Below are 22328 nucleotides of genomic sequence, written 5' to 3'. Positions count from 1 at the left end.
CTGACGCGGCCAGGCGGCCGCTGCTACGGAGCTTGCGTAACGGCACTCCATGAAAAAGCCCGCTTGCGCGGGCTTTTTCGTTACTGCACTTCTTCGGTGGCGCTCGGCGCCGGCGGCGGCCGCAGGCCCACTTCGGCGGTGAGCTTCATTTCCTTGCCGTTGCGCATGATCTGGATGCTGATCTTGTCATTGGGCTTGGTGCGTGCCACCTGGTTCATGGACTTGCGCCCGTCACCGGCAGGCTGGCCGTCGATGCTCAGGATCACGTCACCCAACTGCAGGCCGGCCTTCTGCGCCGGGCCGTCGCGGAAGATGCCGGCGACGACGATGCCTGGGCGGTCTTTCAGGCCAAAGGAGTCGGCCAGTTCCTGGGTCAGCGGCTGCACTTCGATGCCCAGCCAGCCGCGGATGACCTGGCCGTGCTCGATGATCGACTTCATCACCTCCAGCGCCAGCTTGATCGGGATGGCGAAGCCGATGCCCTGGGAGCCGCCGGACTTGGAGAAGATGGCGGTGTTGATGCCGGTCAGGTTGCCGTTGGCGTCCACCAGCGCGCCGCCGGAGTTGCCGGGGTTGATGGCGGCGTCGGTCTGGATGAAGTCCTCATAGGTGTTCAGGCCCAGTTGGTTGCGGCCGGTGGCGCTGATGATGCCCATGGTCACGGTCTGGCCGACGCCGAACGGGTTGCCGATGGCCAGGGCCACGTCGCCAATGCGGATGTTGTCGGAGCGGCCGATGGTGATCGACGGCAGGTTCTTGAGGTCGATCTTCAGCACCGCCAGGTCGGTCTCCGGGTCGCTGCCGATGACGTGGGCCAGGGTCTCGCGGCCGTCCTTGAGCGCCACGACGATCTGGTCGGCGCCGGTGACCACGTGGTTGTTGGTCAACAGGTAGCCTTCGGGGCTCATGATCACGCCCGAACCCAGGCTCGATTCCATGCGCTTCTGCTTGGGCAGGTTGTCGCCGAAGAAGCGGCGGAACTGCGGGTCTTCGAACAGCGGGTGGTTGGTCTTGTTGACCACCTTGGTGGTGTACAGGTTGACCACCGCCGGGGCGGCGAGCACCACCGCGTCAGCGTAGGTGACCGGGCCCTGGACCACGCTGGAGGAGGTCTGGGCCACTTGCTGCAGGTTGACGTCCTGGCTTGGCAACCCGACCAGTTGCGGGAAGCGCTGGATGATCAGCAATGCGATGAGTAAACCAGTCAGCAGCGGCCAGCCAAAATAACGCAGTGCCTTGAACATTTAACGGATCCTGGGAGTTTGCACGGAGCGTGAGCCAAACCCGCCTGGGTGGCTCATAATGGGCGCCATTATACGAGTGCTTTAGCCGCTCTGAACTGCTATTTAGGAGTCTTTTATGGCTGTTGCCCTGAGCACCCTGGTCGAAGAAGCCGACCGTTACCTCAACAGCGCGAAAATCCAGGATTACTGCCCCAACGGCCTGCAGGTGGAAGGGCGCCCGCAGGTGATGCGCATCGTCAGCGGCGTCACTGCCAGCCAGGCCTTGCTGGACGCGGCGGTGGAGGCCCAGGCCGACCTGGTGCTGGTGCACCACGGCTATTTCTGGAAGGGCGAGAACCCCTGCGTGGTGGGCATGAAGCAGCGCCGGCTGAAGACGCTGCTCAAGCATGACATCAGCCTGCTGGCCTACCACCTGCCGCTGGACCTGCACCCCGACGTGGGCAACAACGTGCAGTTGGCCCGCCAGTTGGACATTACCGTGGAAGGCCCGCTGGACCCGGACAACGCCCGGGTAGTGGGCCTGGTAGGCTCGCTGGCCGAGCCCATGACCGCCCGTGATTTCGCCCGCCGGGTGCAGGAAGTCATGGGCCGCGAGCCGCTGGTGATCGAAGGCAGCGACATGATCCGCCGCGTCGGCTGGTGCACCGGCGGCGGCCAGGGCTACATCGACCAGGCCATCGCCGCCGGCGTCGACCTGTTCATCAGCGGCGAGGCCAGCGAGCAGACCTTCCACAGCGCGCGGGAAAACGACGTAAGCTTCATTGCCGCCGGCCACCACGCCACCGAGCGCTACGGCGTGCAGGCGCTGGGCGACTACCTGGCGCGGCGCTTCGCGTTGGAGCATATCTTCATCGACATCCCCAATCCCATCTGATGGGGAGGGCCCAAACTCCCAGGCATATTCTTATACTGCTTCGTTCTAACCACCCAATTAGATAGAAGATGCCGCTGTGCTAGAGTGGGCGGCTCGAACACGGCCCGCAGGCCGTCCATAACGAATGTAATCCCCGTGAGTAGCCATGGTCGACAAACTGACGCATTTGAAACAGTTGGAGGCGGAGAGCATCCACATCATCCGTGAGGTGGCCGCCGAGTTCGATAACCCGGTGATGCTCTATTCCATCGGCAAAGACTCCGCCGTGATGCTGCACCTGGCACGCAAGGCGTTCTTCCCCGGCAAGCTGCCGTTCCCCGTGATGCACGTGGACACCCAGTGGAAGTTCCAGGAGATGTACAAGTTCCGCGACCGCATGGTTGAAGAACTGGGCCTGGACCTGCTGGTGCACGTGAACCCCGAAGGCGTGGCGCAGGGCATCAACCCCTTCACCCACGGCAGCTCCAAGCACACCGACATCATGAAGACCCAGGGCCTCAAGCAGGCGCTGGACAAGTACGGCTTCGACGCCGCCTTCGGTGGCGCGCGCCGCGACGAAGAGAAGTCGCGGGCCAAGGAACGTGTCTATTCGTTCCGTGACAGCAAGCACCGCTGGGACCCGAAGAACCAGCGCCCCGAGCTGTGGAACGTGTACAACGGCAAGGTCAACAAGGGCGAGTCCATTCGCGTGTTCCCCCTGTCGAACTGGACCGAGCTGGATATCTGGCAGTACATCTACCTGGAAGGTATCCCGATCGTGCCGCTGTACTTCGCCGCCGAGCGCGAAGTGATCGAGAAGAACGGCACCTTGATCATGATCGACGACGATCGCATCCTCGAGCACCTCAGCGAGGAAGAGAAGGCGCAGATCGTCAAGAAGAAAGTGCGTTTCCGTACCCTTGGCTGCTACCCGTTGACGGGCGCGGTGGAGTCGGAGGCCGAGAGCCTGACCGACATCATTCAGGAAATGCTCCTGACGCGAACTTCCGAGCGCCAGGGCCGGGTCATCGACCATGATGGCGCCGGTTCGATGGAAGACAAGAAACGTCAGGGCTATTTCTAAGTTAGGGTCGAACCATGTCGCATCAATCCGATTTGATCAGCGAGGACATCCTCGCCTACCTGGGCCAGCACGAGCGCAAGGAGCTGTTGCGCTTCCTGACCTGTGGCAACGTCGACGACGGCAAGAGCACCCTGATCGGGCGCCTGCTGCACGACTCCAAGATGATCTACGAAGATCACCTGGAAGCCATTACCCGTGACTCGAAGAAAGTCGGCACTACCGGTGACGACATTGACCTGGCGCTGCTGGTGGACGGCCTGCAGGCCGAGCGCGAGCAAGGCATCACCATCGACGTGGCCTACCGCTATTTCTCGACCGCCAAGCGCAAGTTCATCATCGCCGACACCCCGGGCCACGAGCAGTACACCCGCAACATGGCCACCGGTGCCTCCACCTGTGACCTGGCGATCATTCTGGTCGACGCTCGCTACGGCGTGCAGACCCAAACCCGTCGCCACAGCTACATTGCCTCGCTGCTGGGCATCAAGCACATCGTGGTTGCCATCAACAAGATGGACCTGAAGGGCTTCGACGAAGGCGTGTTCGAGGAGATCAAGGCCGATTACCTGAAGTTCGCCGAAGGTATCGCCCTGAAGCCGAGCAGCCTGCACTTCGTGCCGATGTCGGCCCTCAAGGGCGACAACGTGGTGAACCGCAGCGAGCGCTCGCCGTGGTACACCGGCCAGTCGCTGATGGAAATCCTCGAAACCGTGGAAGTCTCGGGCGACCGCAACCTGACCGACCTGCGCTTCCCGGTGCAGTACGTCAACCGTCCGAACCTGAACTTCCGCGGCTTCGCCGGCACCCTGGCCAGCGGCGTCGTGCACAAGGGCGACGAAGTCGTGGTGCTGCCGTCGGGCAAGAGCAGCCGGGTCAAGTCCATCGTCACCTTCGAAGGTGAGCTGGAACAGGCTGGCCCAGGCCAGGCCGTGACCCTGACCATGGAAGACGAGATCGACATCTCCCGTGGCGACCTGCTGGTGCATGCCGACAACGTGCCAACGGTGACTGACAGCTTCGACGCCATGCTGGTGTGGATGGCTGAAGAACCGATGCTGCCGGGCAAGAAATACGACATCAAGCGTGCCACCAGCTACGTGCCGGGCAGCATTGCCAGCATCGTCCACAAGGTCGACGTCAACACCCTGGCCGAAGGCCCGGGCAGCGCGCTGGCCCTGAACGAGATCGGCCGCGTGAAGGTCGCGCTGGACAGCTCGATCGCACTGGACGGCTATGACAGCAACCGCACCACCGGTGCGTTCATCGTCATCGACCGCCTGACCAACGGCACCGTCGGCGCCGGCATGATCATCGCCCCGCCAGTGGTACCGCACGGCGCGGCGGGCCATCACGGCAAGCTGGCCCACGTGGCCACCGAGGAGCGCGCCCTGCGCTTCGGCCAGAAGCCGGCCACCGTGCTGTTCAGCGGCCTGTCGGGCGCCGGCAAGAGCACCCTGGCCTACGCCGTGGAGCGCAAGCTGTTCGACATGGGCCGCGCGGTGTTCGTGCTGGACGGCCAGAACCTGCGTCACGACCTGAACAAGGGCCTGCCGCAGGACCGCGCCGGGCGTACCGAGAACTGGCGTCGTGCCGCCCACGTGGCGCGCCAGTTCAACGAAGCCGGCCTGCTGACCCTGGCCGCCTTCGTGGCGCCGGATGCCGAAGGCCGCGAACAGGCCAAGGCGCTGATTGGCGCCGACCGCCTGCTGACCGTCTACGTGCAGGCGTCGCCACAGGCGTGCCGCGAGCGCGACCCGCAAGGCCTGTACGCTGCCGATGGCGACAACATCCCGGGTGAGTCCTTCCCGTACGATGTGCCGTTGAACGCTGACCTGGTGGTCGACACCCAGAGCGTTTCGCTGGAAGAAGGCGTGAAGCAGGTGCTGGAGCTGCTGCGTTCGCGCGGCGCGATCTAAGCCCCACCGCTGTATGAAAAAGCCCGCGCCTCGCAAGAGTCGCGGGCTTTTTCATAAGTGCTGTTCGCATTATCGCCGAATAATCCCGTAGCAGCGGCCGCAGGCCGCGTCCCAGGCACCGCAGTACACCAGGTACAACGCGTTGGGCCCCGACGCAGTCTGGCGGCAGCTGCTACGGGGTTACGCGCCTTTGCCTACCATCAAATAAAAAATCGCGATAAACGCCAGGAACGCCGGCCACCCCAGGCCAAACCACCATGCCATGTAGCGCCTGGCCACTAGCGGCATGCCTGTGCCTTGCGCCACGGCCTGCTCCGCCAGCCGATGCACGCGAATCTGCAACCACACCACCGGCAGCCAACACACCCCGGCGAACACATACAAACCCAGGCTCCACAGCAGCCACGGGCTCGCCAGCGGCCATCCCGCCAAATGCGCCAGCCCCAGGCCGCTCAGCGGCTGGAACACCGCCGTGGTGGCCGTGAAGGCCCAATCGGCGAACACCAGGTGGCGGAAGGTGGCGCGGATCACCGCCACGTCACCCGTGCGCCACGCACGCATGGCGTAATACGCCGAGCCCAGCCCGGTGCCGAACAGCAGCGTGGACGACAGAATGTGCAGGGTCTTGAGCGTCAGGTACAGGCTCATCGAACGGCCTCCTGGCCATGCAGCCACAAGGTCACGATCATCAGCACCAGGTTCTTCGCCACGCCCCCATAGGGATCGAACCAGTAATGGGGCAGCACCACGCTGATGAACAGGGTGTAGGCGATCATCAGCAGCAACTGCGCCAACAACGCCTTGCGCCGCCAGCGCTTGAACAGCAGGGCCAGCCCGAGCGCGGCATCACAGAGCGCGCCGCCAATCACCGCCAGGCTCGCCAGCCAGCCCTGCACGCCGGCTTCGGCCATGATCTTCAGGCCCCAGTCAAAGCCGGGGCCCAGGCAGACGGCGGCAGTCCATAGCCAGAGAAACACCAGGGTGCCCAGCAGGGCAGGGCGCAGCCAGTCGGTATGTTTCACGAAAGCTGTCCTTGCAGGATACAAAAAAGGAGCCAACAGGCTCCTTTTTCAATGACACGGGCGCTTACTTGCGCTTGAGCCCGTACTGCTCGTCCAGCATGCCGGGCGAGTTAGGCGCCTTGGGCGCGTAGTCGCGGGGCGGCTCGGCGTCGCGCGGTGGGGTGAGGCGTTCGCGGGGGCCGGCACTTTCAGCGTGCAGGGCCGCCAGCAGGCGTTGGCGGGTCAGTTCGTCCAGGGCCAGCTGGTTGGCGCCCTCGGCGAGATGCTCCTGCACTTCCTGATAGCTCTGGGTCATTTTCTTGACCAGCGAAGCCGTTGTGTTGAAGTGGGTGACCACGTCATTCTGGTAGCTGTCGAAGCGTTCCTGGATCTCGTCCAGCTGGCGCTGAGTGCTGCTGGGAGCGGCATTGGGCACGAGGCGGGCGACGACCAGGCCAATCACGACACCCACGACGAGGGCGATTGTCGGCAACAACCAAACTAAGAGCGAGTGTTCCACGAGTCCTTCCTCTATAAACGGCTTTGCTTTACGTTAACGGCTCTAACCTGCGCTGTATACCGCGAGCAATCGCAAATATTTCAGACAGAATCCTTCGACTAGACGAGTCGACCCCTTTCGAGGTCACGGAGTGTACCCTTGCTGATCCGCGAAACCCCCGTTTTCATCGATGGCCCGCAGGGCCAGCTCGAGGCGCTGTACCTGGACACCCCCGACGCGCGCGGCATTGCGCTGATCTGCCACCCCAACCCGGTGCAGGGTGGCACCATGCTCAACAAGGTCATCTCGACCCTGCAGCGCACGGCGCGTGACGCTGGCTTTGTTACCTTGCGTTTCAATTACCGTGGCGTGGGCGCCAGCGCCGGCAGCCACGACATGGGCAACGGCGAAATCGATGACGCCCAGGCCGCCGCCGCCTGGTTGCGCAGCCAGCACCCCGAGCTGCCGCTGACGCTGCTGGGCTTCTCCTTCGGCGGTTTCGTGGCCGCCGGCCTGGGTGGGCGCCTGGAAGGGGCGGGGCAGAGCGTGCAGCGCCTGTTCATGGTGGCGCCGGCAGTGATGCGCCTGACGCCGGAGCATAGCCTGCCGTTGGGCGGCACGTTGACCGTGATCCAGCCCGAAACCGACGAAGTGGTGGACCCGGCCCTGGTGTATGCCTGGTCCGAGCAGCTGCAACGTCCCCATGAGCTGCTGAAAGTGGCAGAATGCGGACACTTTTTTCATGGCAAGCTGACCGACCTGAAAGATCTGGTCCTGCCACGCCTTTCGAACTGATTGCAGACAGACAAGAATTAGCCCATGACCACACGTATCCTGACCGGTATCACCACCACTGGCACGCCGCACCTGGGCAACTACGCCGGTGCCATCCGCCCGGCCATCGTCGCCAGCCGCCAGAGCGATGCCGATTCGTTCTACTTCCTGGCCGACTACCACGCGCTGATCAAGTGCGACGACCCGCTGCGCATCCAGCGCTCGCGCCTGGAAATCGCCGCCACCTGGCTGGCTTCCGGCCTGGACGTGGACCGTGTGACCTTCTACCGCCAGTCCGATATTCCCGAGATCCCCGAGCTGACCTGGCTGCTGACCTGCGTGGCCGGCAAGGGCCTGCTCAACCGCGCCCACGCCTACAAGGCCTCGGTGGACAAGAACGTGGAAGCCGGCGAAGACCCGGACGCCGGCATCACCATGGGCCTGTTCAGCTACCCGGTGCTGATGGCCGCCGACATCCTGATGTTCAACGCCCACCAGGTGCCGGTGGGTCGTGACCAGATCCAGCACGTGGAAATGGCCCGTGACATCGGCCAGCGCTTCAACCACCTGTTCGGCCAGGGCCGCGAGTACTTCGTGATGCCCGAGGCGCTGATCGAGGAAAGCGTGGCCACCTTGCCGGGCCTGGACGGGCGCAAGATGTCCAAGAGCTACGACAACACCATCCCGTTGTTCACCAGCGCCAAGGACATGAAGGACGCCATCTCGCGCATCGTCACCGACTCCCGTGCGCCGGGCGAGGCCAAGGATCCGGACAATTCCCACCTGTTCACCCTGTACCAGGCCTTCGCCACCCCGGCGCAACAGGCCGAGTTCCGCGAAGAACTGCTGCAGGGCCTGGGCTGGGGCGAGGCCAAGAGCCGCCTGTTCACCCTGCTGGACAACGAACTGGGCGAAGCCCGCGAGAAATACCACCAGTTCATCGCCCGCCCGGCCGACCTGGAAGACATCCTGCTGGCCGGCGCCGCCAAGGCCCGCAAGGTGGCCACGCCGTTCCTTGGTGAACTGCGCGAAGCCGTGGGCCTGCGTTCGTTCCGCGAGCAGGCGCAGGTCGCCACTGCCACCAAAAAGAAGGCCGCCAAGGCCGCGCGCTTCGTCAGCTTCCGCGACGAGGACGGTAGCTTCCGCTTCCGCCTGCTGGGCGCCGATGGCGAGCAACTGCTGCTGTCGCGCAACTTCGCCGACGGCAAGGCCGCCGGCCAGGTCAGCAAGCAGCTGCAAAGCGGTGCGGCGCTGGACGTGCGCAGCGAAGGCAATGGCTTCACCCTGTGGCTGGATGACGCCTGCGTGGGCGACAGCCCCGCCTTCGCCGACAGCGCTGCCCGTGATGCCGCGGTAGAGGCCCTGCGCGTGGCCTTGCAGCCCCAACAGGACTAATGCGACCAACTGTCGCAAGTCTAATTGCCATAACCCGGGGTCGTCGTTACAGTGACGGCCCGTTTTTGTTGCCCTGCTAACGAATATGACGCCTCTAGAACGATATCAAGCTGACCTCAAACGCCCCGAGTTCTTCCATGATGCTGCGCAGGAAACCGCGGTGCGTCACCTGCAGCGTCTGTACGACGACCTGATCGCGGCGCATGACAGCAAGCCGGGCCTGTTCGGCAAGCTGTTCGGCAAGAAAGAGCCGACCCTGGTCAAGGGCCTGTACTTCTGGGGCGGCGTAGGGCGGGGCAAGACCTACCTGGTGGACACCTTCTTCGAGGCGCTGCCGTTCAAGGAAAAGGTGCGTACCCACTTCCACCGCTTCATGAAGCGCGTGCACGAAGAAATGCGCACCCTCAAGGGTGAGAAAAACCCGCTGACGGTGATCGCCAAGCGCTTCTCCGACGAAGCCCGGGTCATCTGCTTCGACGAATTCTTCGTCTCTGACATTACCGACGCCATGATCCTCGGCACGCTGATGGAAGAGCTGTTCAAGAACGGCGTGACCCTGGTGGCCACGTCCAACATCGTCCCGGACGGCCTGTACAAGGACGGCCTGCAGCGCGCGCGCTTCCTGCCGGCCATCGCCCTGATCAAGCAGAACACCGAGATCGTCAACGTCGACAGCGGCGTGGACTACCGCCTGCGCCACCTGGAGCAAGCCGAGCTGTTCCACTACCCGCTCAACGAGGCGGCGGCGGAAAGCCTGCGCAAGAGCTTCAAGGCGCTGACCCCGGAATGCACCGCGGCGGTGGAAAACGACGTGTTGATGATCGAGAACCGCGAGATTCGCGCGCTCAAGACCTGTGACGACGTGGCCTGGTTCGACTTCCGCGAACTGTGCGACGGCCCGCGTAGCCAGAACGACTACATCGAACTGGGCAAGATCTTCCATGCCGTGCTGCTCAGCGGCGTGGAGCAGATGGGCGTGGCCACCGACGACATCGCCCGGCGCTTCATCAACATGGTCGACGAGTTCTACGACCGCAACGTGAAGCTGATCATCTCGGCCGAAGTCGAGCTGAAGGACCTGTACACCGGCGGCCGCCTGATGTTCGAGTTCCAGCGCACCCTCAGCCGCCTGCTGGAAATGCAGTCGCACGAATTCCTGTCGCGCGCACACAAGCCTTGACCCCGTAGCAGCGGCCGTCAGGCCGCGTCCGGCAACACCTTTGTGCAACGGCTGGACGCGGCCTGACGGCCGCTGCTACGGGCGGGTCAGGCTTCTTGCAGGAACTGCTGCCGGTACTGGTTCGGCGACAGCGCCGTGTGCTGGCGGAACAGGCGGGCGAAGAAGCTCGCGTCGTCGTAGCCCACCTCATAGCTGATGGTCTTGATGCTCTTGCGCGAGCCCGACAGCAAACCCTTAGCCGTTTCGATGCGCAGCCGCTGCAGGTAGTGCAGCGGCTTGTCGCCCGTGGCGTTCTGGAACCTGCGCATGAAGTTGCGGATGCTCATGCCATGCTCGCGCGCCACGTCCTCGAAGCGGAACTTGTCGGCGAAGTGCTCCTCCAGCCACTGCTGGATCTGCAGAATGATCAGGTCCTGGTGCAGTTTCTGCCCGCCAAAACCCATGCGCCCCGGTGTGTAGTTGCGCTGCACCTCGTAGAGGATGTCGCGCGACACCGCCTGGGCGACGCTGGCGCCGCAGAAGCGCTCTATCAAATAAATGTACAGGTCGCAGGCCGATGTGGTGCCGGCGGCGCAGTACAGGTTGTCGGCGTCGGTGAGGTGCTTGTCCTGGTTGAGCATCACCTGGGGGAAGCGCTCGGCGAACTGGCCGAAGAAGCGCCAGTAGGTGGTGGCCTCCTTGCCGTCCAGCAGGCCGGCCTCGGCCAGCCAGAACACGCCGCTGGCCTCGCCGCACAGCACCGCGCCACGGGCGTGCTGGGCGCGCAGCCACGGCAGCACCTGCGGGTAGCGCAGGCACAGGGCGTCGAAGTCATCCCAGAAGGCGGGTAGCACGATGATGTCGGCGTCTTCCAGGGTGCCGTCCACGGGCACCTGTACGCCGCTGAAGGTAATCACGGGTTGGCCGTCGGGGCTGATCAGGCGGGTTTCGAACAGCGACGTCAGGCCCTGGCCCATCTGTTTGCCATGGCGCAGGCCGGCCAGGTGGAAAAAATCCTTGGCATGCATCAGCGTCGAGGCGAACACCTTGTCGATGGCCAGAATGCTCACGCGCCGCAGGGACGGGGTATTCGGGGTAAACATCATGTTCATTATTCTTATAAGGGATAGTGGTCAATAAGCGGCTGGATCGTCTTATTTTTTGGCGTTTGTGTCCAGTGCCGATACATGCCGCCGCGCTTAGTCTCAGCTATCTACCATGGATTGCTCAGCGAGAGGTGTAGGATGATTCCTAGGACAGTGTTCAGCTCCGACCACGAACTGTTTCGCACCAGCGTGCGCAAGTTCTTCGAGAAAGAAGCCGCGCCCTTTCACGCCCAGTGGGAAAAACAGGGCCACATCGACCGCCAGTTGTGGAACAAGGCCGGCGATGCGGGGCTGTTGTGCTCGCACATCCCCGAGGAATACGGCGGCATGGGCGCCGACTTTCTCTACAGCGCAGTGGTGATCGAAGAGATCAGCCGCCTGGGCCTGAGCGGCATTGGCTTCTCGCTGCATTCCGACATCGTCGCGCCCTATATCCTTCACTACGGCAGCGAGACCCTGAAGCACAAATACCTGCCGCGCCTGGTCAGCGGCGAGTTGGTGAGCGCCATTGCCATGACCGAGCCGGGCGCCGGTTCCGACCTGCAAGGGGTGAAGACCACGGCGGTGCTGGACGGCGACGAGTACGTGATCAACGGCTCCAAGACGTTCATCACCAACGGCTTCCTCGCCGACCTGGTCATAGTGGTGGCCAAGACCGACCCCAAGGCCGGCGCCAAGGGCACCAGCCTGTTCGTGGTGGAGGCGGGCACCCCGGGCTTCGACAAGGGCAAGCGCCTGGAGAAGGTGGGCATGAAGGCCCAGGACACCTCCGAGCTGTTCTTCCACAACGTGCGCATTCCCAAGGACAACCTGCTGGGCCAGGTTGGCCAGGGCTTCGCCTACCTGATGCAGGAGCTGCCCCAGGAGCGCCTGACCGTGGCCATCGGCGCGGTGTCCTCGGCCGAGGCGGCGCTGCAATGGACCCTGGACTACACCCGCGACCGCAAGGCGTTCGGCAAGGCCATCACCGACTTCCAAAACACTCGCTTCAAGCTGGCGGAGATTGCCACCGAAGTGCAGATCGGCCGGGTGTTCATCGACCGCTGCCTGGAGCTGCACCTCAAGGGCGAGCTGGACGTGCCCACGGCAGCGATGACCAAGTACTGGGGCTCGGACCTGCAGTGCAAGGTGCTCGACGAGTGCGTGCAGTTGCACGGCGGCTACGGCTTCATGTGGGAATACCCGATTGCCCGGGCGTGGGCGGATGCGCGGGTGCAGCGCATTTATGCCGGGACCAATGAAATCATGAAGGAGATCATTGCCCGTTCGGTGATTTGAGGAGGCTGGGGACGCGGCCTGCGCCCGCTGCTACGGGCTTCGTAGCAGCGGGCGCAGGCCGCGTCAGGGCCATCAAGGCGCCGGGTTGGGCTGGTCCTTGTGAATCGCCTCGATGCCTTCCAGCACCGCGTCGCTCAGCTTCAGGTCGAAGCTGGCGATGTTGGCGTCCAGCTGCTCCAGCGAGGTGGCGCCAATGATGTTGCTGGTCACGAACGGCTGCTGGGTGACGAACGCCAGGGCCATCTGCGCCGGGTCCAGGCCGTGTTCGCGAGCCAGCGCCACGTAGCGGCTGCAGGCAGCCACGCTCTGCGGGTTGGAATAGCGGCTGAAGCGGCTGAACAGGGTCAGGCGCGCGTTGGCCGGCCTGGCGCCGTTCTCGAACTTGCCCGAGAGCATGCCGAAGGCCATCGGCGAATAGGCCAGCAGGCCGCACTGTTCGCGGATGGCGACTTCCGCCAGGCCCACCTCGAAGCTGCGGTTGAGCAGGTTGTAGGGGTTCTGGATCGACACAGCCCGCGGCCAGCCACGGCTCTCGGCCAGTTGCAGGAACTTCATGGTGCCCCACGGCGTTTCGTTGGACAGGCCGATGTGGCGGATCTTGCCGGCCTTCACCTGCTCGTCCAGCGCTTCCAGGGTTTCTTCCAGCGGCGTGATCAGCTCGTCCTGGGTGTGCTGGTAGCCCAGCTTGCCGAAGAAGTTGGTGCTGCGCTCGGGCCAGTGCAGTTGGTACAGGTCGATCCAGTCGGTCTGCAGGCGCTTGAGGCTGGCGTCCAGGGCCTGCACGATGTGCTGGCGGTTGTGGCGCAGCTGGCCGTCGCGGATGTGCGCGATGCCGTTGCCGGGGCCGGCGATCTTGCTGGCCAGCACCCAGTCGGCGCGATCACCGCGGCTTTTGAAATAGTTGCCAATGACTTTTTCGGTGGCCGCGTAGGTTTCCGGACGGGGGGGCACGGGGTACATTTCCGCCGTGTCGATGAAATTGATGCCCGCCTGCTTGGCCCGCTCGATCTGCGCGAAGCCCTCTGCCTCGGTGTTCTGCTCGCCCCAGGTCATGGTGCCCAGGCACAGGGCGCTGACCTTGATGTCGGTGCGTCCCAGTCGGCGATAATCCATCTGCGTCTCCTCAAGGCAAAGGAATCATAAAAGCAGGTTGATATTTTTTTCGCAATCTGGATAATTCGCCCCCTCTCTCTGCAGTGGAAGTGATGCGCCGCTCGCCGAAGAATCTTGCCGTATATTGGACGCGCTGACCCGAGCCCCCGATAGCGTCTGTATCCGGCTGCCTTTGACTTGTCAAAGTACGCACTATTCAGTAAGATCTGCCGTCTCTTTTTGCTGGACGGCCTTCGAGGCTATAAAGAATGAAAACTTTTACTGCTAAACCGGAAACAGTAAAACGCGACTGGTTCGTCGTTGATGCTGCTGGTCAGACCCTGGGTCGTCTGGCTACTGAGATCGCGAGCCGTCTGCGTGGCAAGCACAAACCAGAATACACCCCTCACGTTGACACCGGTGACTACATCGTCGTCATCAACGCTGAGCAGGTTCGTGTCACTGGCGCCAAGACCACTGACAAAATGTACTACTCCCACTCCGGTTTCCCGGGCGGCATCAAGTCGATCAACTTCCAGAAGCTGATCGCCAAAGCCCCTGAGCGCGTGATCGAGACCGCGGTAAAAGGCATGCTGCCGAAGAACCCGCTGGGTCGCGACATGTACCGTAAGCTGAAAGTCTATGCGGGCGCTGCTCACCCTCATACTGCTCAGCAGCCCCAAGAACTGAAGATTTAACGGAATAGTTCATTATGTCGGCGACTCAAAATTACGGCACTGGCCGTCGCAAGACCGCTACCGCACGCGTTTTCCTGCGTCCGGGTACTGGCAACATCTCCATCAACAACCGTTCTTTGGACACTTTCTTCGGCCGTGAAACTGCCCGCATGGTAGTTCGTCAGCCGCTGGAACTGACCGAGACCACCGAGAAGTTCGACATCTACGTCACCGTTATCGGTGGTGGTGTCAGCGGTCAAGCCGGTGCAATCCGTCACGGTATCACCCGTGCACTGATGCAATACGACGAGACCCTGCGTAGCGCCCTGCGTAAAGCTGGCTACGTGACTCGTGACGCTCGTGAAGTTGAACGTAAGAAAGTCGGTCTGCGTAAAGCGCGTAAGCGTCCGCAGTACTCGAAGCGTTAATTCAAAGCTTCGCGACTCCGTTCAAAAAAAGCCCGGTTCCTTTGGAACCGGGCTTTTTTTATGTCGGCTAGACTACGGTGACAGTCGTGGGCCTTCGCCAGCGACTACGATGAGTGACGTGGGGTGCGAAGTTTTTGTGCAGCGGCTTGCTGCACCTGCGCACGCCGCGCAAGGCCGGGGGCGCAGTCGTTTGCCGCGGGTATTTCCCTTGTCTATGTATGGGCTTTTAACTACCATTCGGCAGATTTTCAGGCTGACCGGGCCTGGCTGGATGGAACCAACAATGTAGATGCCTGTTGCAACAGGCCACCAAGCTGATGGGAGAGGACTGAATGAGCAATGACGGCGTGAATGCAGGCCGGCGTCGCTTCCTCGTAGCGGCCACGTCCGTGGTCGGCGCAGCAGGAGCGGTAGGGGCTGCGGTCCCGTTCGTGGGGTCTTGGTTTCCCAGTGCCAAGGCCAAGGCGGCGGGGGCTCCAGTCAAGTTCAATATCAGCAAGGTGGAGCCCGGCCAGCAGGTGATTGCCGAATGGCGTGGCCAGCCGGTGTTCGTGGTGCGCCGCACCGACGAGATCATCGCCAACCTGGGCAAGATCGAAGACCGTCTCTCCGACCCCGAGTCCAAGAACTCGACCCAGCCTGCCTATGTCGACCCCAAGCTGCGCTCCATCAAGCCGCAGGTGCTGATTCTGATCGGCATCTGCACGCACCTGGGCTGCTCACCGACTTTCCGCCCCGAGGTGGCCCCGGCCGACCTGGGCAAGGATTGGGTGGGGGGCTATTTCTGCCCTTGCCACGGTTCCCACTACGACCTCGCCGGTCGCGTCTACAAGTCCCAGCCCGCACCGCTCAACCTGGCGGTGCCGCCGCACTCTTACGAGTCGGACGATGTGATTGTCATCGGCGTCGATCAGGAGAAAGCGTGATGAGCAAGTTCATGGCCTGGGTGGATGCCCGCTTCCCCGCGACAAAAATGTGGGAAGAGCACCTCACCAAATACTACGCCCCGAAAAACTTCAATTTCTTCTATTTCTTCGGCTCGCTGGCGCTGCTGGTGCTGGTCAACCAGATCATCACCGGCGTGTGGCTGACCATGAGCTTCACGCCCTCGGCAGAAGAGGCGTTCGCCTCGGTCGAGTACATCATGCGCGACGTGTCCTACGGCTGGATCCTGCGCTACCTGCACTCCACGGGCGCTTCGGCGTTCTTTATCGTGGTGTATCTGCACATGTTCCGCGGCCTGCTGTACGGCTCCTACAAGAAGCCCAGGGAGCTGGTTTGGATCTTCGGCATGCTCATCTACCTGGCGCTGATGGCCGAGGCTTTCATGGGCTACCTGCTGCCGTGGGGGCAGATGTCGTACTGGGGCGCGCAGGTGATCATCTCGCTGTTCGGCGCCATCCCGGTGATCGGCAATGACCTGACCCAGTGGATTCGCGGCGACTACCTGATTTCCGGCATCACCCTGAACCGCTTCTTTGCCCTGCACGTGATTGCCTTGCCCATCGTCATCCTGGGTCTGGTGGTGTTGCATATCCTGGCGCTGCACGAGGTGGGCTCCAACAACCCCGACGGCATCGAAATCAAGAAGCTCAAGGACGAAAACGGCGTGCCCCTGGACGGCATTGCCTTCCACCCGTACTACACGGTGAAGGACATTGTCGGCGTGGTGGTGTTCCTGTTCGTGTTCTGTTCCATCGTGTTCTTCTTCCCGGAAATGGGCGGCTATTTCCTGGAAAAACCCAACTTCGAGCAGGCCAACGCCTTCAAGACGCCCGAGCACATCGCCCCGGTGTGGTACTTCACGCCGTTCTACGCGATCTTGCGTGCGGTGCCCGACAAACTGCTGGGGGTGATGTCCATGGGCGCCGCCATTGCGGTGCTGTTCGTGCTGCCCTGGCTGGACCGCAGCCCGGTGAAGTCCATGCGCTACAAGGGCTGGGTCAGCCGCGTGGCCCTGACGCTGTTCTGCGTGTCGTTCATGACCCTGGGCTACCTGGGCGTGCAACCGCCGACGCCGGAGCGAACGTTGGTGTCCCAGGTGTGCACGGTGCTGTATTTCGCCTATTTCATCCTGATGCCGTTCTACACCCGCTTCGAGAAGACCAAACCGGTACCGGAAAGGGTGACTGGCTGATGAAAAAATTATTAGCGGTATTCATTCTTGCGTTACTGCCCGCGTTGACCCTGGCTGCCGAAGGCCCGGAGCTGGAGAAGGTCGACATCGACCTGGCCGACAAGCCCGCCATGCAGGACGGCGCCCGCACCTTCGCCAACTACTGCATGGGCTGCCACAGCGCCAAGTTCCAGCGCTACGAGCGTGTCGCCGATGACTTGGGCATTCCCCACGACCTGATGCTGCAGAAGCTGGTGTTCACCGGCGCCAAGATCGGCGACCACATGACCATCGGCATGCAGCCCGCCGACGCCAAGGCCTGGTTCGGCGCGGCGCCGCCGGACCTGACGCTGGTGGCGCGGGTGCGTGGCACCGACTGGCTCTACGGCTACCTGCGCTCGTTCTACGAGGACCCTGCGCGGCCCTGGGGCGTCAACAACGCCGTGTTCCCCAACGTCGGCATGCCCAACGTGCTGGGCGGCCTGCAGGGCCGCCAGGTGATCGGCTGCAAGCAGGTGCAGGTGGTCACTGACGGCAAGAAGCAGTACGACCCGCTCACCGGCGCGCCGCTGACCCACGAGGCCTGTGACCAGCTGACCCTGCTACCGAAAACCGGCAGCCTGACGCCCGAGCAGTTCGACGAGAAGATCAAGAACCTGGTGACCTTCCTGGCGTACTCGGCCAACCCCAACAAGCTGCAGGCCGAGCGAATCGGCACGTACGTGCTGCTGTACCTGGCGGTTTTGTTCATCTTTGCTTACCTGCTCAAACGTGAATACTGGAAAGACGTTCATTGAATATGCGGTAAGATCTGCTGTTAAATGCGCGCGCCCCTTTGGCGACTCCGTTGCATGGCGAAGCTGGAAGCCGTTCCAGCCACCTTCGCCGAGGGAGTGCTTCAGGGGCGCGCTCGTTTTTGTGTTATTCATGTTTTTTATACGCGAGGAGGACCGCCATGGGCGTGACCAACCGGTTGGCCTGTTACTCCGACCCCGCTGACCACTATTCTCACCGGGTGCGCATCGTTCTCGCCGAGAAGGGTGTAAGCGCCGAGATCATCAGTGTGGCGGCAGGTTCGCAGCCGGCCAAGCTGATCGAAGTGAACCCGTACGGCAGCCTGCCGACGCTGGTCGATCGGGATTTGGCGCTGTACGAATCCACCGTGGTGATGGAATATCTGGATGAGCGTTACCCGCATCCGCCGCTGCTGCCGGTGTACCCGGTGGCGCGGGCCAACAGCCGCCTGCTGATCCACCGGATCCAGCGCGACTGGTGCGGGTTGGTGGACCTGATTCTTGACGCGCGCACCAAGGAACCGGCGCGTGTACAGGCCCGCAAGGAGTTGCGTGAGAGCCTGACGGGCGTTTCGCCCCTGTTTGCCGACAAGCCTTTCTTCCTCAGTGAGGAGCAAAGTCTGGTTGATTGCTGTCTACTGCCCATACTCTGGCGCTTGCCAGTGCTGGGTATCGAATTGCCGCGGCCTGCAAAGCCGCTGCTGGACTATATGGAACGTCAGTTCGCCCGTGAGGCCTTCCAGGCTAGCCTCTCGGCCGCTGAACGTGAAATGCGCCCGGTTTAAGGAGCCGTTGATGAACTCCAGTCGTCCGTACCTTGTACGTGCACTCTACGAGTGGATCGTGGATAACGATTGCACGCCCCACATGCTGGTCAATTCCGAACACCGTTCGGTGCAGGTCCCCAAGGGCTTTGCAAGTGATGGCCAGATCGTCCTCAATGTGTCGCCCAGTGCCGTGCGCCATTTGCACATGGACAACGACGCGGTCAGCTTCGAAGGTCGCTTCGGCGGCGTTGCGCACACGCTCTACGTGCCGATCGGCGCTATCCTGGGCGTTTATGCCCGGGAAAACGGCCAGGGCATGGTCTTCGACCTGGAGCCATCGCTGGCCGAGGAAGAAGAAGTCGTGCTCGATGGCAGCGACGATGACCTGCCGCCCGATGGCGGGCGACCGCAACGCCCGGCAGGGCGGCCTAGCTTGAAGGTGGTCAAGTAACAAAAAAGGCGATCCAGTTGGATCGCCTTTTTTTGTGCCAGGATCTGTAGCCGCTGCCGCCAGGCTGCGCTGGCCGGCGTGAACCCTGAGGATCTTCAGTGAGGCACAGGGCCAGCGCAGCCTGGCGGCAGCGGCTACAGGCGGTCAATCGATGTATTCGAACAGCTTCACGATCTTCTGCACGCCACCCACGCCCTGCACCAGCGAGGCTGCCTGGGCGGCTTCCTTCTGGGTCACCAGGCCCAGCATGTAGACGATGCCGTTCTCGGTGATCACCTTGATGCGCGAGCCGGGGATGCTGGCGTCGGCCAGCATCTGGGTCTTGATCTTGGTGGTCAGCCAGGCGTCGTTGTTGCGTGCCAGGATCGAGGAGGGCGCCATCACCTGCAGTTCGTTGTGCACGCGCTTGACGCGCTGCACGCCGGCGGCGGCCTGTTCGGCCATGGCCTTGAGGTCGGCGCGCGGGGTCTGGCCGGCCAGCAGCACCACACCGTTGAAGCTGCTGACGATGATGTGCGAGTTCTGGTCCAGGTCAGGGCTGGCCTTGGCCACGTTCACCGACACCTTGGTCTCGATCAGCGAATCGTCGATCTTGCTGCCGAAGGTGCGGGTGCCGCGGTCATCCTCGATCGGCTTGTCGCGGGTAGCCGTCAGGAACGAGCTGCAGCCGGTCAGGCTCAGGCACAGGGTCAAGGCCATCAGGCCAAGGCGATTAGGGGTCATTCTTCACTCCCGAACAGTTGGCTGTCGATCAGGTCGCATAGGCAGTGGATCGCCAGCAGGTGGACTTCCTGGATGCGTGCGGTGACGTGGGCCGGGACGCGAATCTCCACGTCCTCGGGCAGCAGCAGCGAGGCCATGCCGCCACCGTCGCGACCGGTCAGGGCTACGACAACCATTTCGCGGTCATGTGCGGCCTGGATCGCCTGGATGATGTTGGCGGAATTGCCGCTGGTGGAGATCGCCAACAGCACGTCGCCGGGCTGGCCCAGGGCGCGGATCTGCTTGGAGAACACTTCGTTGTAACTGTAGTCGTTGGCAATCGAGGTGATGGTCGAGCTGTCGGTGGTCAGGGCAATGGCCGGCAGGCTCGGGCGCTCGCGCTCGAAGCGGTTGAGCAGCTCCGAGGAGAAGTGCTGGGCGTCGCCGGCCGAGCCGCCGTTGCCGCAGGACAGCATCTTGCCTTCGTTGAGCAGCGCGTTGACCATGACCTGGCTGGCTTGCTCGATGTGCGGTGCAAGGACTTCCATCGCCTGTTGCTTGGTATCGATACTGGCCTGGAAAAGCTGGCGAATTCGGGATTGCATGTCCATCAGTGTGACCTTAATTAGGGCGGCTGGTCGGGCGCTGTTCAGCGTCCCGGCACATGAATGTGCAGCCCGCAAAGCAAAGAGCAAAAAACGTTGGAATAAGGGGGTAAACGGCAGCGCTCACGATGGCCTGGTCAGCTGTCGAAGGCGTTGCGTAGCCAGTTCAGGCGCAAATCCTTGCTGGCGGTGCCTTCCAGGGCGATCACGTCGAAGCGGCATGGGTGGTTGGCCCAGCGTGCTTCCTGGTGCAGGAACGAATGTGCGGCATTGACCACTCTGGCACGCTTGCGCGCGTCGATACTTTCGAGCGCGCCACCCCATTGTGCGTGCAGGCGGTAACGAACTTCGACGAATACTACTGTATCGCCATCAAGCATGACCAGATCAAGCTCGCCGCCTTTACACAGCCAGTTGCGCGCAAGCACCTGCAAACCCTGCTGCTGCAGGTGTGCGAGGGCTTGCGCTTCGGCCTCCTGGCCGGCCTGGCGCGGCGAGCTGGCGAGCATTACTGCACAGTGTCCGGCAGGCGCTGCACCTGGCCATTGGCGAACTGGGCCCACGGCAGCTGGCGCTCGATGCGCTGGCCGGCGTTGATGCTCAGGTTGCCCGACAGGCCTTGCAGGCGGTTGTCCGGCAGCGCTTTCAACTGCGCCAGGCGCGGGGCCAGGCCAAAGGCGTCGGCACCCATGGCGTACAGGCGGCCAAGGCTGCCACCGGCCTGGGGCCACTGGTGCACCACCTGCTGGCGCAGCGGGTTGCTGTTGTCCAGCAGCCACGGGGTTTCGCAGAAGCGCACGCCGTTCATGTCGTTGTACTGGGCTTGGTCGCCGCTGGCACTGTAGACGTTGGACGTCGCGTACACCGGCACGTCACCGGCGTATTGGAAGTTCAGCGTCGGCTTGATCTGCTGGGCCAGTTGCGGGGTGGAGGCCAGGAAGATGAAGTCGACGTCCTGGCGACGCGAGCCGTTGCTGCCGTTGCCACCCTGGCGAGCCTGCATCAGGTCGCCGATCTGCTGGGCCAGGGCCACGGGCTGGTCAACGCGCTGGGAGCCCAGCAGCTGGCCGCCGTTGGCTTCGAAGTCCTGGCGGAAGGCGGCCAGCACGCGGTCGCCCCACTCGCCGCGCGGCACCAGGGCCACGGCGCGGTGCAGGCCATCGGCACGGGCGCGACGGGAAACCTCGCGGGCCTCGTCTTCGGCGGCCAGGCCGAACTGGAACAGTTGTGGCGGGTTGGCCTGGGTGCCGTCGCTGTAGTTGAGCGCCAGGGTGGTGATGGGCAGTTGTGGGCGACCGGCCAGTTGTTTCACCAGCGGTTTCTCCAGCGGGCCGACCACCAGCTGCGCGCCGGCGGCCTGGGCCTGGCGGTAGAAGTCATCCATGGAGGTCACGCGGGAGCTGTCGAACACTTCCACCACCGGTGGCTTCTGTCCGGCCTGCTGGGCCTGGTAGTAGGCGGCCATGAAGCCGTCACGCAGGGCCTTGCCCACCGAGGCCAGCTGGCCTTGCTGGGGCAGCAGCAGGGCGATCTTGGTCAGCGGCTGGCTGGTCAGCTCCTTGAGCTTCACCAGTGCCACCGGCAATTGCTTGGCGGCGGGGTGGTCGGGGTGGCTGCTGCGCCAGTTGTCGATGGCAGCCTTCTGCTGGTCCAGGGTGCCGGCGCTCTTCACGGCCAGGGCCAGGCTCTGCCAGCCTGCCAGGTCGTCGGTGCCGGTGGATTGCAGCTGGTCGACCTGCAGGCTGCTGACCAGGGTCCAGATGGCTTCGTTGTTGGCGGCGGCCGCGTCGCCGCTGAGCAGCGGGGCGATGAACACGCGTTCCTGGGCGGCGGGCAGGGGCTGGCCGTCGGCTTCCAGGGCGCGGGCACGCACGGTGTGGGCGCGGACCTGCTGCTCTACCGACGCCTCGTTCAGGCGCTGCAGGCTGGGGTGGTTGAGCGCGGCCAGGGCTTCCTTGGGCTGGTTGCGGGCCAGGGCCAGCTCGGCTGCCAGGGTGCTGGCGATGATCTGCTGGCCCACGTTGAGCTGCTCGACCTGCACCTGTGCCAGGATCTGCGCGGCACGCTGGTTGGCGTGCTGGCGGTAGGCGAGGTCGGCGGCGCTCAGGCGCAGCACGGCGGCGTCGGCCGGGGTCTTGGCCGAGGCGGCCTGGCCGAGCAGTTGCTCGATGGTGGCGTCAGGCGTACGCGGCAGTTCGCCGAGGCTGTTGGAAGGCGCGCTGGCGCAGGCCGCCAACAGGGCGGCAAGGCATAGGGCTGAGAGCAGCCGCAGGCAAGCTGTCATGTATATCTTCCTGATACTCGATCGGTTAGGCCCGCAATTGTACCCAAGCACGGCCCCCGGTGCGATGTCACTGGCGTGAAAGGCGCATCAAAGGTCATTCAGG

At 63.3% G+C, this 22328-nt stretch carries 23 protein-coding genes and 1 pseudogene; 14 read left to right on the top strand and 10 right to left on the bottom strand.

Going from position 1 to position 22328, the window contains the following annotated elements; all coding sequences use genetic code 11:
* Positions 1-80: 80 nt before the first annotated feature.
* Complete coding sequence (gene algW / locus AC0J42_RS26025) at positions 81-1244, bottom strand: Do family serine endopeptidase AlgW (RefSeq protein ID WP_416426862.1); 1164 nt, start codon at positions 1242-1244, stop codon at positions 81-83.
* 115 nt (positions 1245-1359) lie between these two features.
* Between algW and AC0J42_RS26020 the strand changes: the two genes are divergently transcribed.
* The 3 genes from AC0J42_RS26020 to cysN all read left to right on the top strand — a co-directional run bounded on the left by AC0J42_RS26020 (position 1360) and on the right by cysN (position 5097).
* Complete coding sequence (locus tag AC0J42_RS26020) at positions 1360-2118, top strand: Nif3-like dinuclear metal center hexameric protein (protein ID WP_416426861.1); 759 nt, start codon at positions 1360-1362, stop codon at positions 2116-2118.
* 145 nt (positions 2119-2263) lie between these two features.
* Entirely contained in the window at positions 2264-3181 is a 918-nt protein-coding gene (gene cysD / locus AC0J42_RS26015; protein ID WP_008365348.1) for a sulfate adenylyltransferase subunit CysD, read from the top strand.
* 14 nt (positions 3182-3195) lie between these two features.
* Positions 3196-5097, top strand: a complete 1902-nt coding sequence (cysN, locus tag AC0J42_RS26010) for a sulfate adenylyltransferase subunit CysN (RefSeq protein ID WP_473004448.1) — start codon at positions 3196-3198, stop codon at positions 5095-5097.
* A 180-nt stretch (positions 5098-5277) separates the two neighbouring features.
* On the opposite strand, the gene AC0J42_RS26005 is transcribed toward cysN, so the two are convergent.
* The 3 genes and pseudogenes from AC0J42_RS26005 to AC0J42_RS25995 all read right to left on the bottom strand — a co-directional run bounded on the left by AC0J42_RS26005 (position 5278) and on the right by AC0J42_RS25995 (position 6618).
* Positions 5278-5745, bottom strand: coding sequence for a DUF2269 family protein (locus AC0J42_RS26005; protein WP_416426858.1), 468 nt, complete (start codon positions 5743-5745; stop codon positions 5278-5280).
* Positions 5742-6101: pseudogene (locus AC0J42_RS26000) on the bottom strand (DoxX-like family protein); the annotation flags it as partial. The pseudogene AC0J42_RS26000 and the gene AC0J42_RS26005, both read right to left, overlap by 4 nt.
* A gap of 82 nt (positions 6102-6183) precedes the next feature.
* On the bottom strand, positions 6184-6618 hold the full coding sequence (locus AC0J42_RS25995) for a Z-ring associated ZapG family protein (protein ID WP_416426856.1): 435 nt from the start codon (positions 6616-6618) through the stop codon (positions 6184-6186).
* A gap of 138 nt (positions 6619-6756) precedes the next feature.
* On the opposite strand from AC0J42_RS25995, the gene AC0J42_RS25990 reads away from it, so the two are divergent.
* The 3 genes from AC0J42_RS25990 (at position 6757) to zapE (ending at position 9946) form a co-directional block, all read left to right on the top strand.
* On the top strand, positions 6757-7392 hold the full coding sequence (locus AC0J42_RS25990) for an alpha/beta hydrolase (RefSeq protein ID WP_473004447.1): 636 nt from the start codon (positions 6757-6759) through the stop codon (positions 7390-7392).
* Positions 7393-7416: 24 nt separating this feature from the next.
* The gene (locus tag AC0J42_RS25985; protein WP_473004446.1) at positions 7417-8766 is read left to right on the top strand and encodes a tryptophan--tRNA ligase; all 1350 of its coding nucleotides are present in this window, start codon (positions 7417-7419) and stop codon (positions 8764-8766) included.
* 85 nt (positions 8767-8851) lie between these two features.
* Complete coding sequence (gene zapE / locus AC0J42_RS25980) at positions 8852-9946, top strand: cell division protein ZapE (RefSeq protein ID WP_416426854.1); 1095 nt, start codon at positions 8852-8854, stop codon at positions 9944-9946.
* Positions 9947-10032: 86 nt separating this feature from the next.
* On the opposite strand, the gene AC0J42_RS25975 is transcribed toward zapE, so the two are convergent.
* Positions 10033-10929: a GlxA family transcriptional regulator gene (locus AC0J42_RS25975; protein WP_416427466.1), complete on the bottom strand. Its 897-nt coding sequence runs from the start codon at positions 10927-10929 to the stop codon at positions 10033-10035.
* A 240-nt stretch (positions 10930-11169) separates the two neighbouring features.
* On the opposite strand from AC0J42_RS25975, the gene AC0J42_RS25970 reads away from it, so the two are divergent.
* The gene (locus AC0J42_RS25970; protein ID WP_473004445.1) at positions 11170-12309 is read left to right on the top strand and encodes an acyl-CoA dehydrogenase family protein; all 1140 of its coding nucleotides are present in this window, start codon (positions 11170-11172) and stop codon (positions 12307-12309) included.
* A 72-nt stretch (positions 12310-12381) separates the two neighbouring features.
* Here AC0J42_RS25970 and AC0J42_RS25965 read toward each other — a convergent pair whose 3' ends face one another.
* The gene (locus tag AC0J42_RS25965; protein WP_416426852.1) at positions 12382-13422 is read right to left on the bottom strand and encodes an NADP(H)-dependent aldo-keto reductase; all 1041 of its coding nucleotides are present in this window, start codon (positions 13420-13422) and stop codon (positions 12382-12384) included.
* Between the two features lie 248 nt (positions 13423-13670).
* Here AC0J42_RS25965 and rplM point away from each other — a divergent pair, with 248 nt between their 5' ends.
* The 7 genes from rplM (at position 13671) to AC0J42_RS25930 (ending at position 18634) form a co-directional block, all read left to right on the top strand.
* Positions 13671-14099, top strand: coding sequence for a 50S ribosomal protein L13 (rplM, locus tag AC0J42_RS25960; RefSeq protein ID WP_158155250.1), 429 nt, complete (start codon positions 13671-13673; stop codon positions 14097-14099).
* Between the two features lie 14 nt (positions 14100-14113).
* The gene (gene rpsI / locus AC0J42_RS25955; protein ID WP_027976848.1) at positions 14114-14506 is read left to right on the top strand and encodes a 30S ribosomal protein S9; all 393 of its coding nucleotides are present in this window, start codon (positions 14114-14116) and stop codon (positions 14504-14506) included.
* A 332-nt stretch (positions 14507-14838) separates the two neighbouring features.
* A complete protein-coding gene (gene petA, locus AC0J42_RS25950) occupies positions 14839-15432 on the top strand; it encodes a ubiquinol-cytochrome c reductase iron-sulfur subunit (RefSeq protein ID WP_416426851.1) in 594 nt (197 codons plus the stop codon).
* Positions 15432-16643, top strand: coding sequence for a cytochrome b (locus AC0J42_RS25945; protein ID WP_416426850.1), 1212 nt, complete (start codon positions 15432-15434; stop codon positions 16641-16643). The genes petA and AC0J42_RS25945 overlap by 1 nt, the downstream gene beginning before the upstream one ends.
* Positions 16643-17419, top strand: coding sequence for a cytochrome c1 (locus AC0J42_RS25940; protein WP_416426849.1), 777 nt, complete (start codon positions 16643-16645; stop codon positions 17417-17419). The genes AC0J42_RS25945 and AC0J42_RS25940 overlap by 1 nt, the downstream gene beginning before the upstream one ends.
* Before the next feature lie 158 nt (positions 17420-17577).
* Complete coding sequence (locus tag AC0J42_RS25935; protein ID WP_416426848.1) at positions 17578-18201, top strand: glutathione S-transferase N-terminal domain-containing protein; 624 nt, start codon at positions 17578-17580, stop codon at positions 18199-18201.
* A 10-nt stretch (positions 18202-18211) separates the two neighbouring features.
* On the top strand, positions 18212-18634 hold the full coding sequence (locus tag AC0J42_RS25930) for a ClpXP protease specificity-enhancing factor (protein ID WP_416426847.1): 423 nt from the start codon (positions 18212-18214) through the stop codon (positions 18632-18634).
* Positions 18635-18778: 144 nt separating this feature from the next.
* Here AC0J42_RS25930 and AC0J42_RS25925 read toward each other — a convergent pair whose 3' ends face one another.
* From AC0J42_RS25925 to AC0J42_RS25910, 4 genes are all read right to left on the bottom strand, one after another.
* On the bottom strand, positions 18779-19357 hold the full coding sequence (locus AC0J42_RS25925) for a BON domain-containing protein (RefSeq protein WP_416426846.1): 579 nt from the start codon (positions 19355-19357) through the stop codon (positions 18779-18781).
* Positions 19354-19947 (bottom strand): phosphoheptose isomerase, encoded by a 594-nt coding sequence (locus AC0J42_RS25920; RefSeq protein WP_416426845.1) that lies wholly within the window; start codon positions 19945-19947, stop codon positions 19354-19356. The genes AC0J42_RS25925 and AC0J42_RS25920 overlap by 4 nt, the downstream gene beginning before the upstream one ends.
* A 131-nt stretch (positions 19948-20078) precedes the next feature.
* Positions 20079-20450, bottom strand: a complete 372-nt coding sequence (locus tag AC0J42_RS25915; protein ID WP_473004442.1) for a YraN family protein — start codon at positions 20448-20450, stop codon at positions 20079-20081.
* Positions 20450-22225: a penicillin-binding protein activator gene (locus tag AC0J42_RS25910; RefSeq protein ID WP_473004441.1), complete on the bottom strand. Its 1776-nt coding sequence runs from the start codon at positions 22223-22225 to the stop codon at positions 20450-20452. The genes AC0J42_RS25915 and AC0J42_RS25910 overlap by 1 nt, the downstream gene beginning before the upstream one ends.
* Positions 22226-22328 lie beyond the last annotated feature (103 nt).

This window comes from Pseudomonas sp. Tav-5-1A (genome assembly GCF_055755055.1).
Note: the sequence above shows the minus strand (reverse complement) of the source record. Positions and strands in the feature narration are given on the sequence as shown.

What these genes read in the sequence shown, in the direction of transcription:
- algW (WP_416426862.1), bottom strand. Translation starts at nt 1,244, where the DNA reads ATGTTCAAGGCACTGCGTTATTTTGGCTGGCCGCTGCTGACTGGTTTA.
- AC0J42_RS26020 (WP_416426861.1), top strand. Translation starts at nt 1,360, where the DNA reads ATGGCTGTTGCCCTGAGCACCCTGGTCGAAGAAGCCGACCGTTACCTC.
- cysD (WP_008365348.1), top strand. Translation starts at nt 2,264, where the DNA reads ATGGTCGACAAACTGACGCATTTGAAACAGTTGGAGGCGGAGAGCATC.
- cysN (WP_473004448.1), top strand. Translation starts at nt 3,196, where the DNA reads ATGTCGCATCAATCCGATTTGATCAGCGAGGACATCCTCGCCTACCTG.
- AC0J42_RS26005 (WP_416426858.1), bottom strand. Translation starts at nt 5,745, where the DNA reads ATGAGCCTGTACCTGACGCTCAAGACCCTGCACATTCTGTCGTCCACG.
- AC0J42_RS25985 (WP_473004446.1), top strand. Translation starts at nt 7,417, where the DNA reads ATGACCACACGTATCCTGACCGGTATCACCACCACTGGCACGCCGCAC.
- zapE (WP_416426854.1), top strand. Translation starts at nt 8,852, where the DNA reads ATGACGCCTCTAGAACGATATCAAGCTGACCTCAAACGCCCCGAGTTC.
- AC0J42_RS25970 (WP_473004445.1), top strand. Translation starts at nt 11,170, where the DNA reads ATGATTCCTAGGACAGTGTTCAGCTCCGACCACGAACTGTTTCGCACC.
- AC0J42_RS25965 (WP_416426852.1), bottom strand. Translation starts at nt 13,422, where the DNA reads ATGGATTATCGCCGACTGGGACGCACCGACATCAAGGTCAGCGCCCTG.
- rplM (WP_158155250.1), top strand. Translation starts at nt 13,671, where the DNA reads ATGAAAACTTTTACTGCTAAACCGGAAACAGTAAAACGCGACTGGTTC.
- rpsI (WP_027976848.1), top strand. Translation starts at nt 14,114, where the DNA reads ATGTCGGCGACTCAAAATTACGGCACTGGCCGTCGCAAGACCGCTACC.
- petA (WP_416426851.1), top strand. Translation starts at nt 14,839, where the DNA reads ATGAGCAATGACGGCGTGAATGCAGGCCGGCGTCGCTTCCTCGTAGCG.
- AC0J42_RS25945 (WP_416426850.1), top strand. Translation starts at nt 15,432, where the DNA reads ATGAGCAAGTTCATGGCCTGGGTGGATGCCCGCTTCCCCGCGACAAAA.
- AC0J42_RS25940 (WP_416426849.1), top strand. Translation starts at nt 16,643, where the DNA reads ATGAAAAAATTATTAGCGGTATTCATTCTTGCGTTACTGCCCGCGTTG.
- AC0J42_RS25935 (WP_416426848.1), top strand. Translation starts at nt 17,578, where the DNA reads ATGGGCGTGACCAACCGGTTGGCCTGTTACTCCGACCCCGCTGACCAC.
- AC0J42_RS25930 (WP_416426847.1), top strand. Translation starts at nt 18,212, where the DNA reads ATGAACTCCAGTCGTCCGTACCTTGTACGTGCACTCTACGAGTGGATC.
- AC0J42_RS25925 (WP_416426846.1), bottom strand. Translation starts at nt 19,357, where the DNA reads ATGACCCCTAATCGCCTTGGCCTGATGGCCTTGACCCTGTGCCTGAGC.
- AC0J42_RS25920 (WP_416426845.1), bottom strand. Translation starts at nt 19,947, where the DNA reads ATGGACATGCAATCCCGAATTCGCCAGCTTTTCCAGGCCAGTATCGAT.
- AC0J42_RS25915 (WP_473004442.1), bottom strand. Translation starts at nt 20,450, where the DNA reads ATGCTCGCCAGCTCGCCGCGCCAGGCCGGCCAGGAGGCCGAAGCGCAA.
- AC0J42_RS25910 (WP_473004441.1), bottom strand. Translation starts at nt 22,225, where the DNA reads ATGACAGCTTGCCTGCGGCTGCTCTCAGCCCTATGCCTTGCCGCCCTG.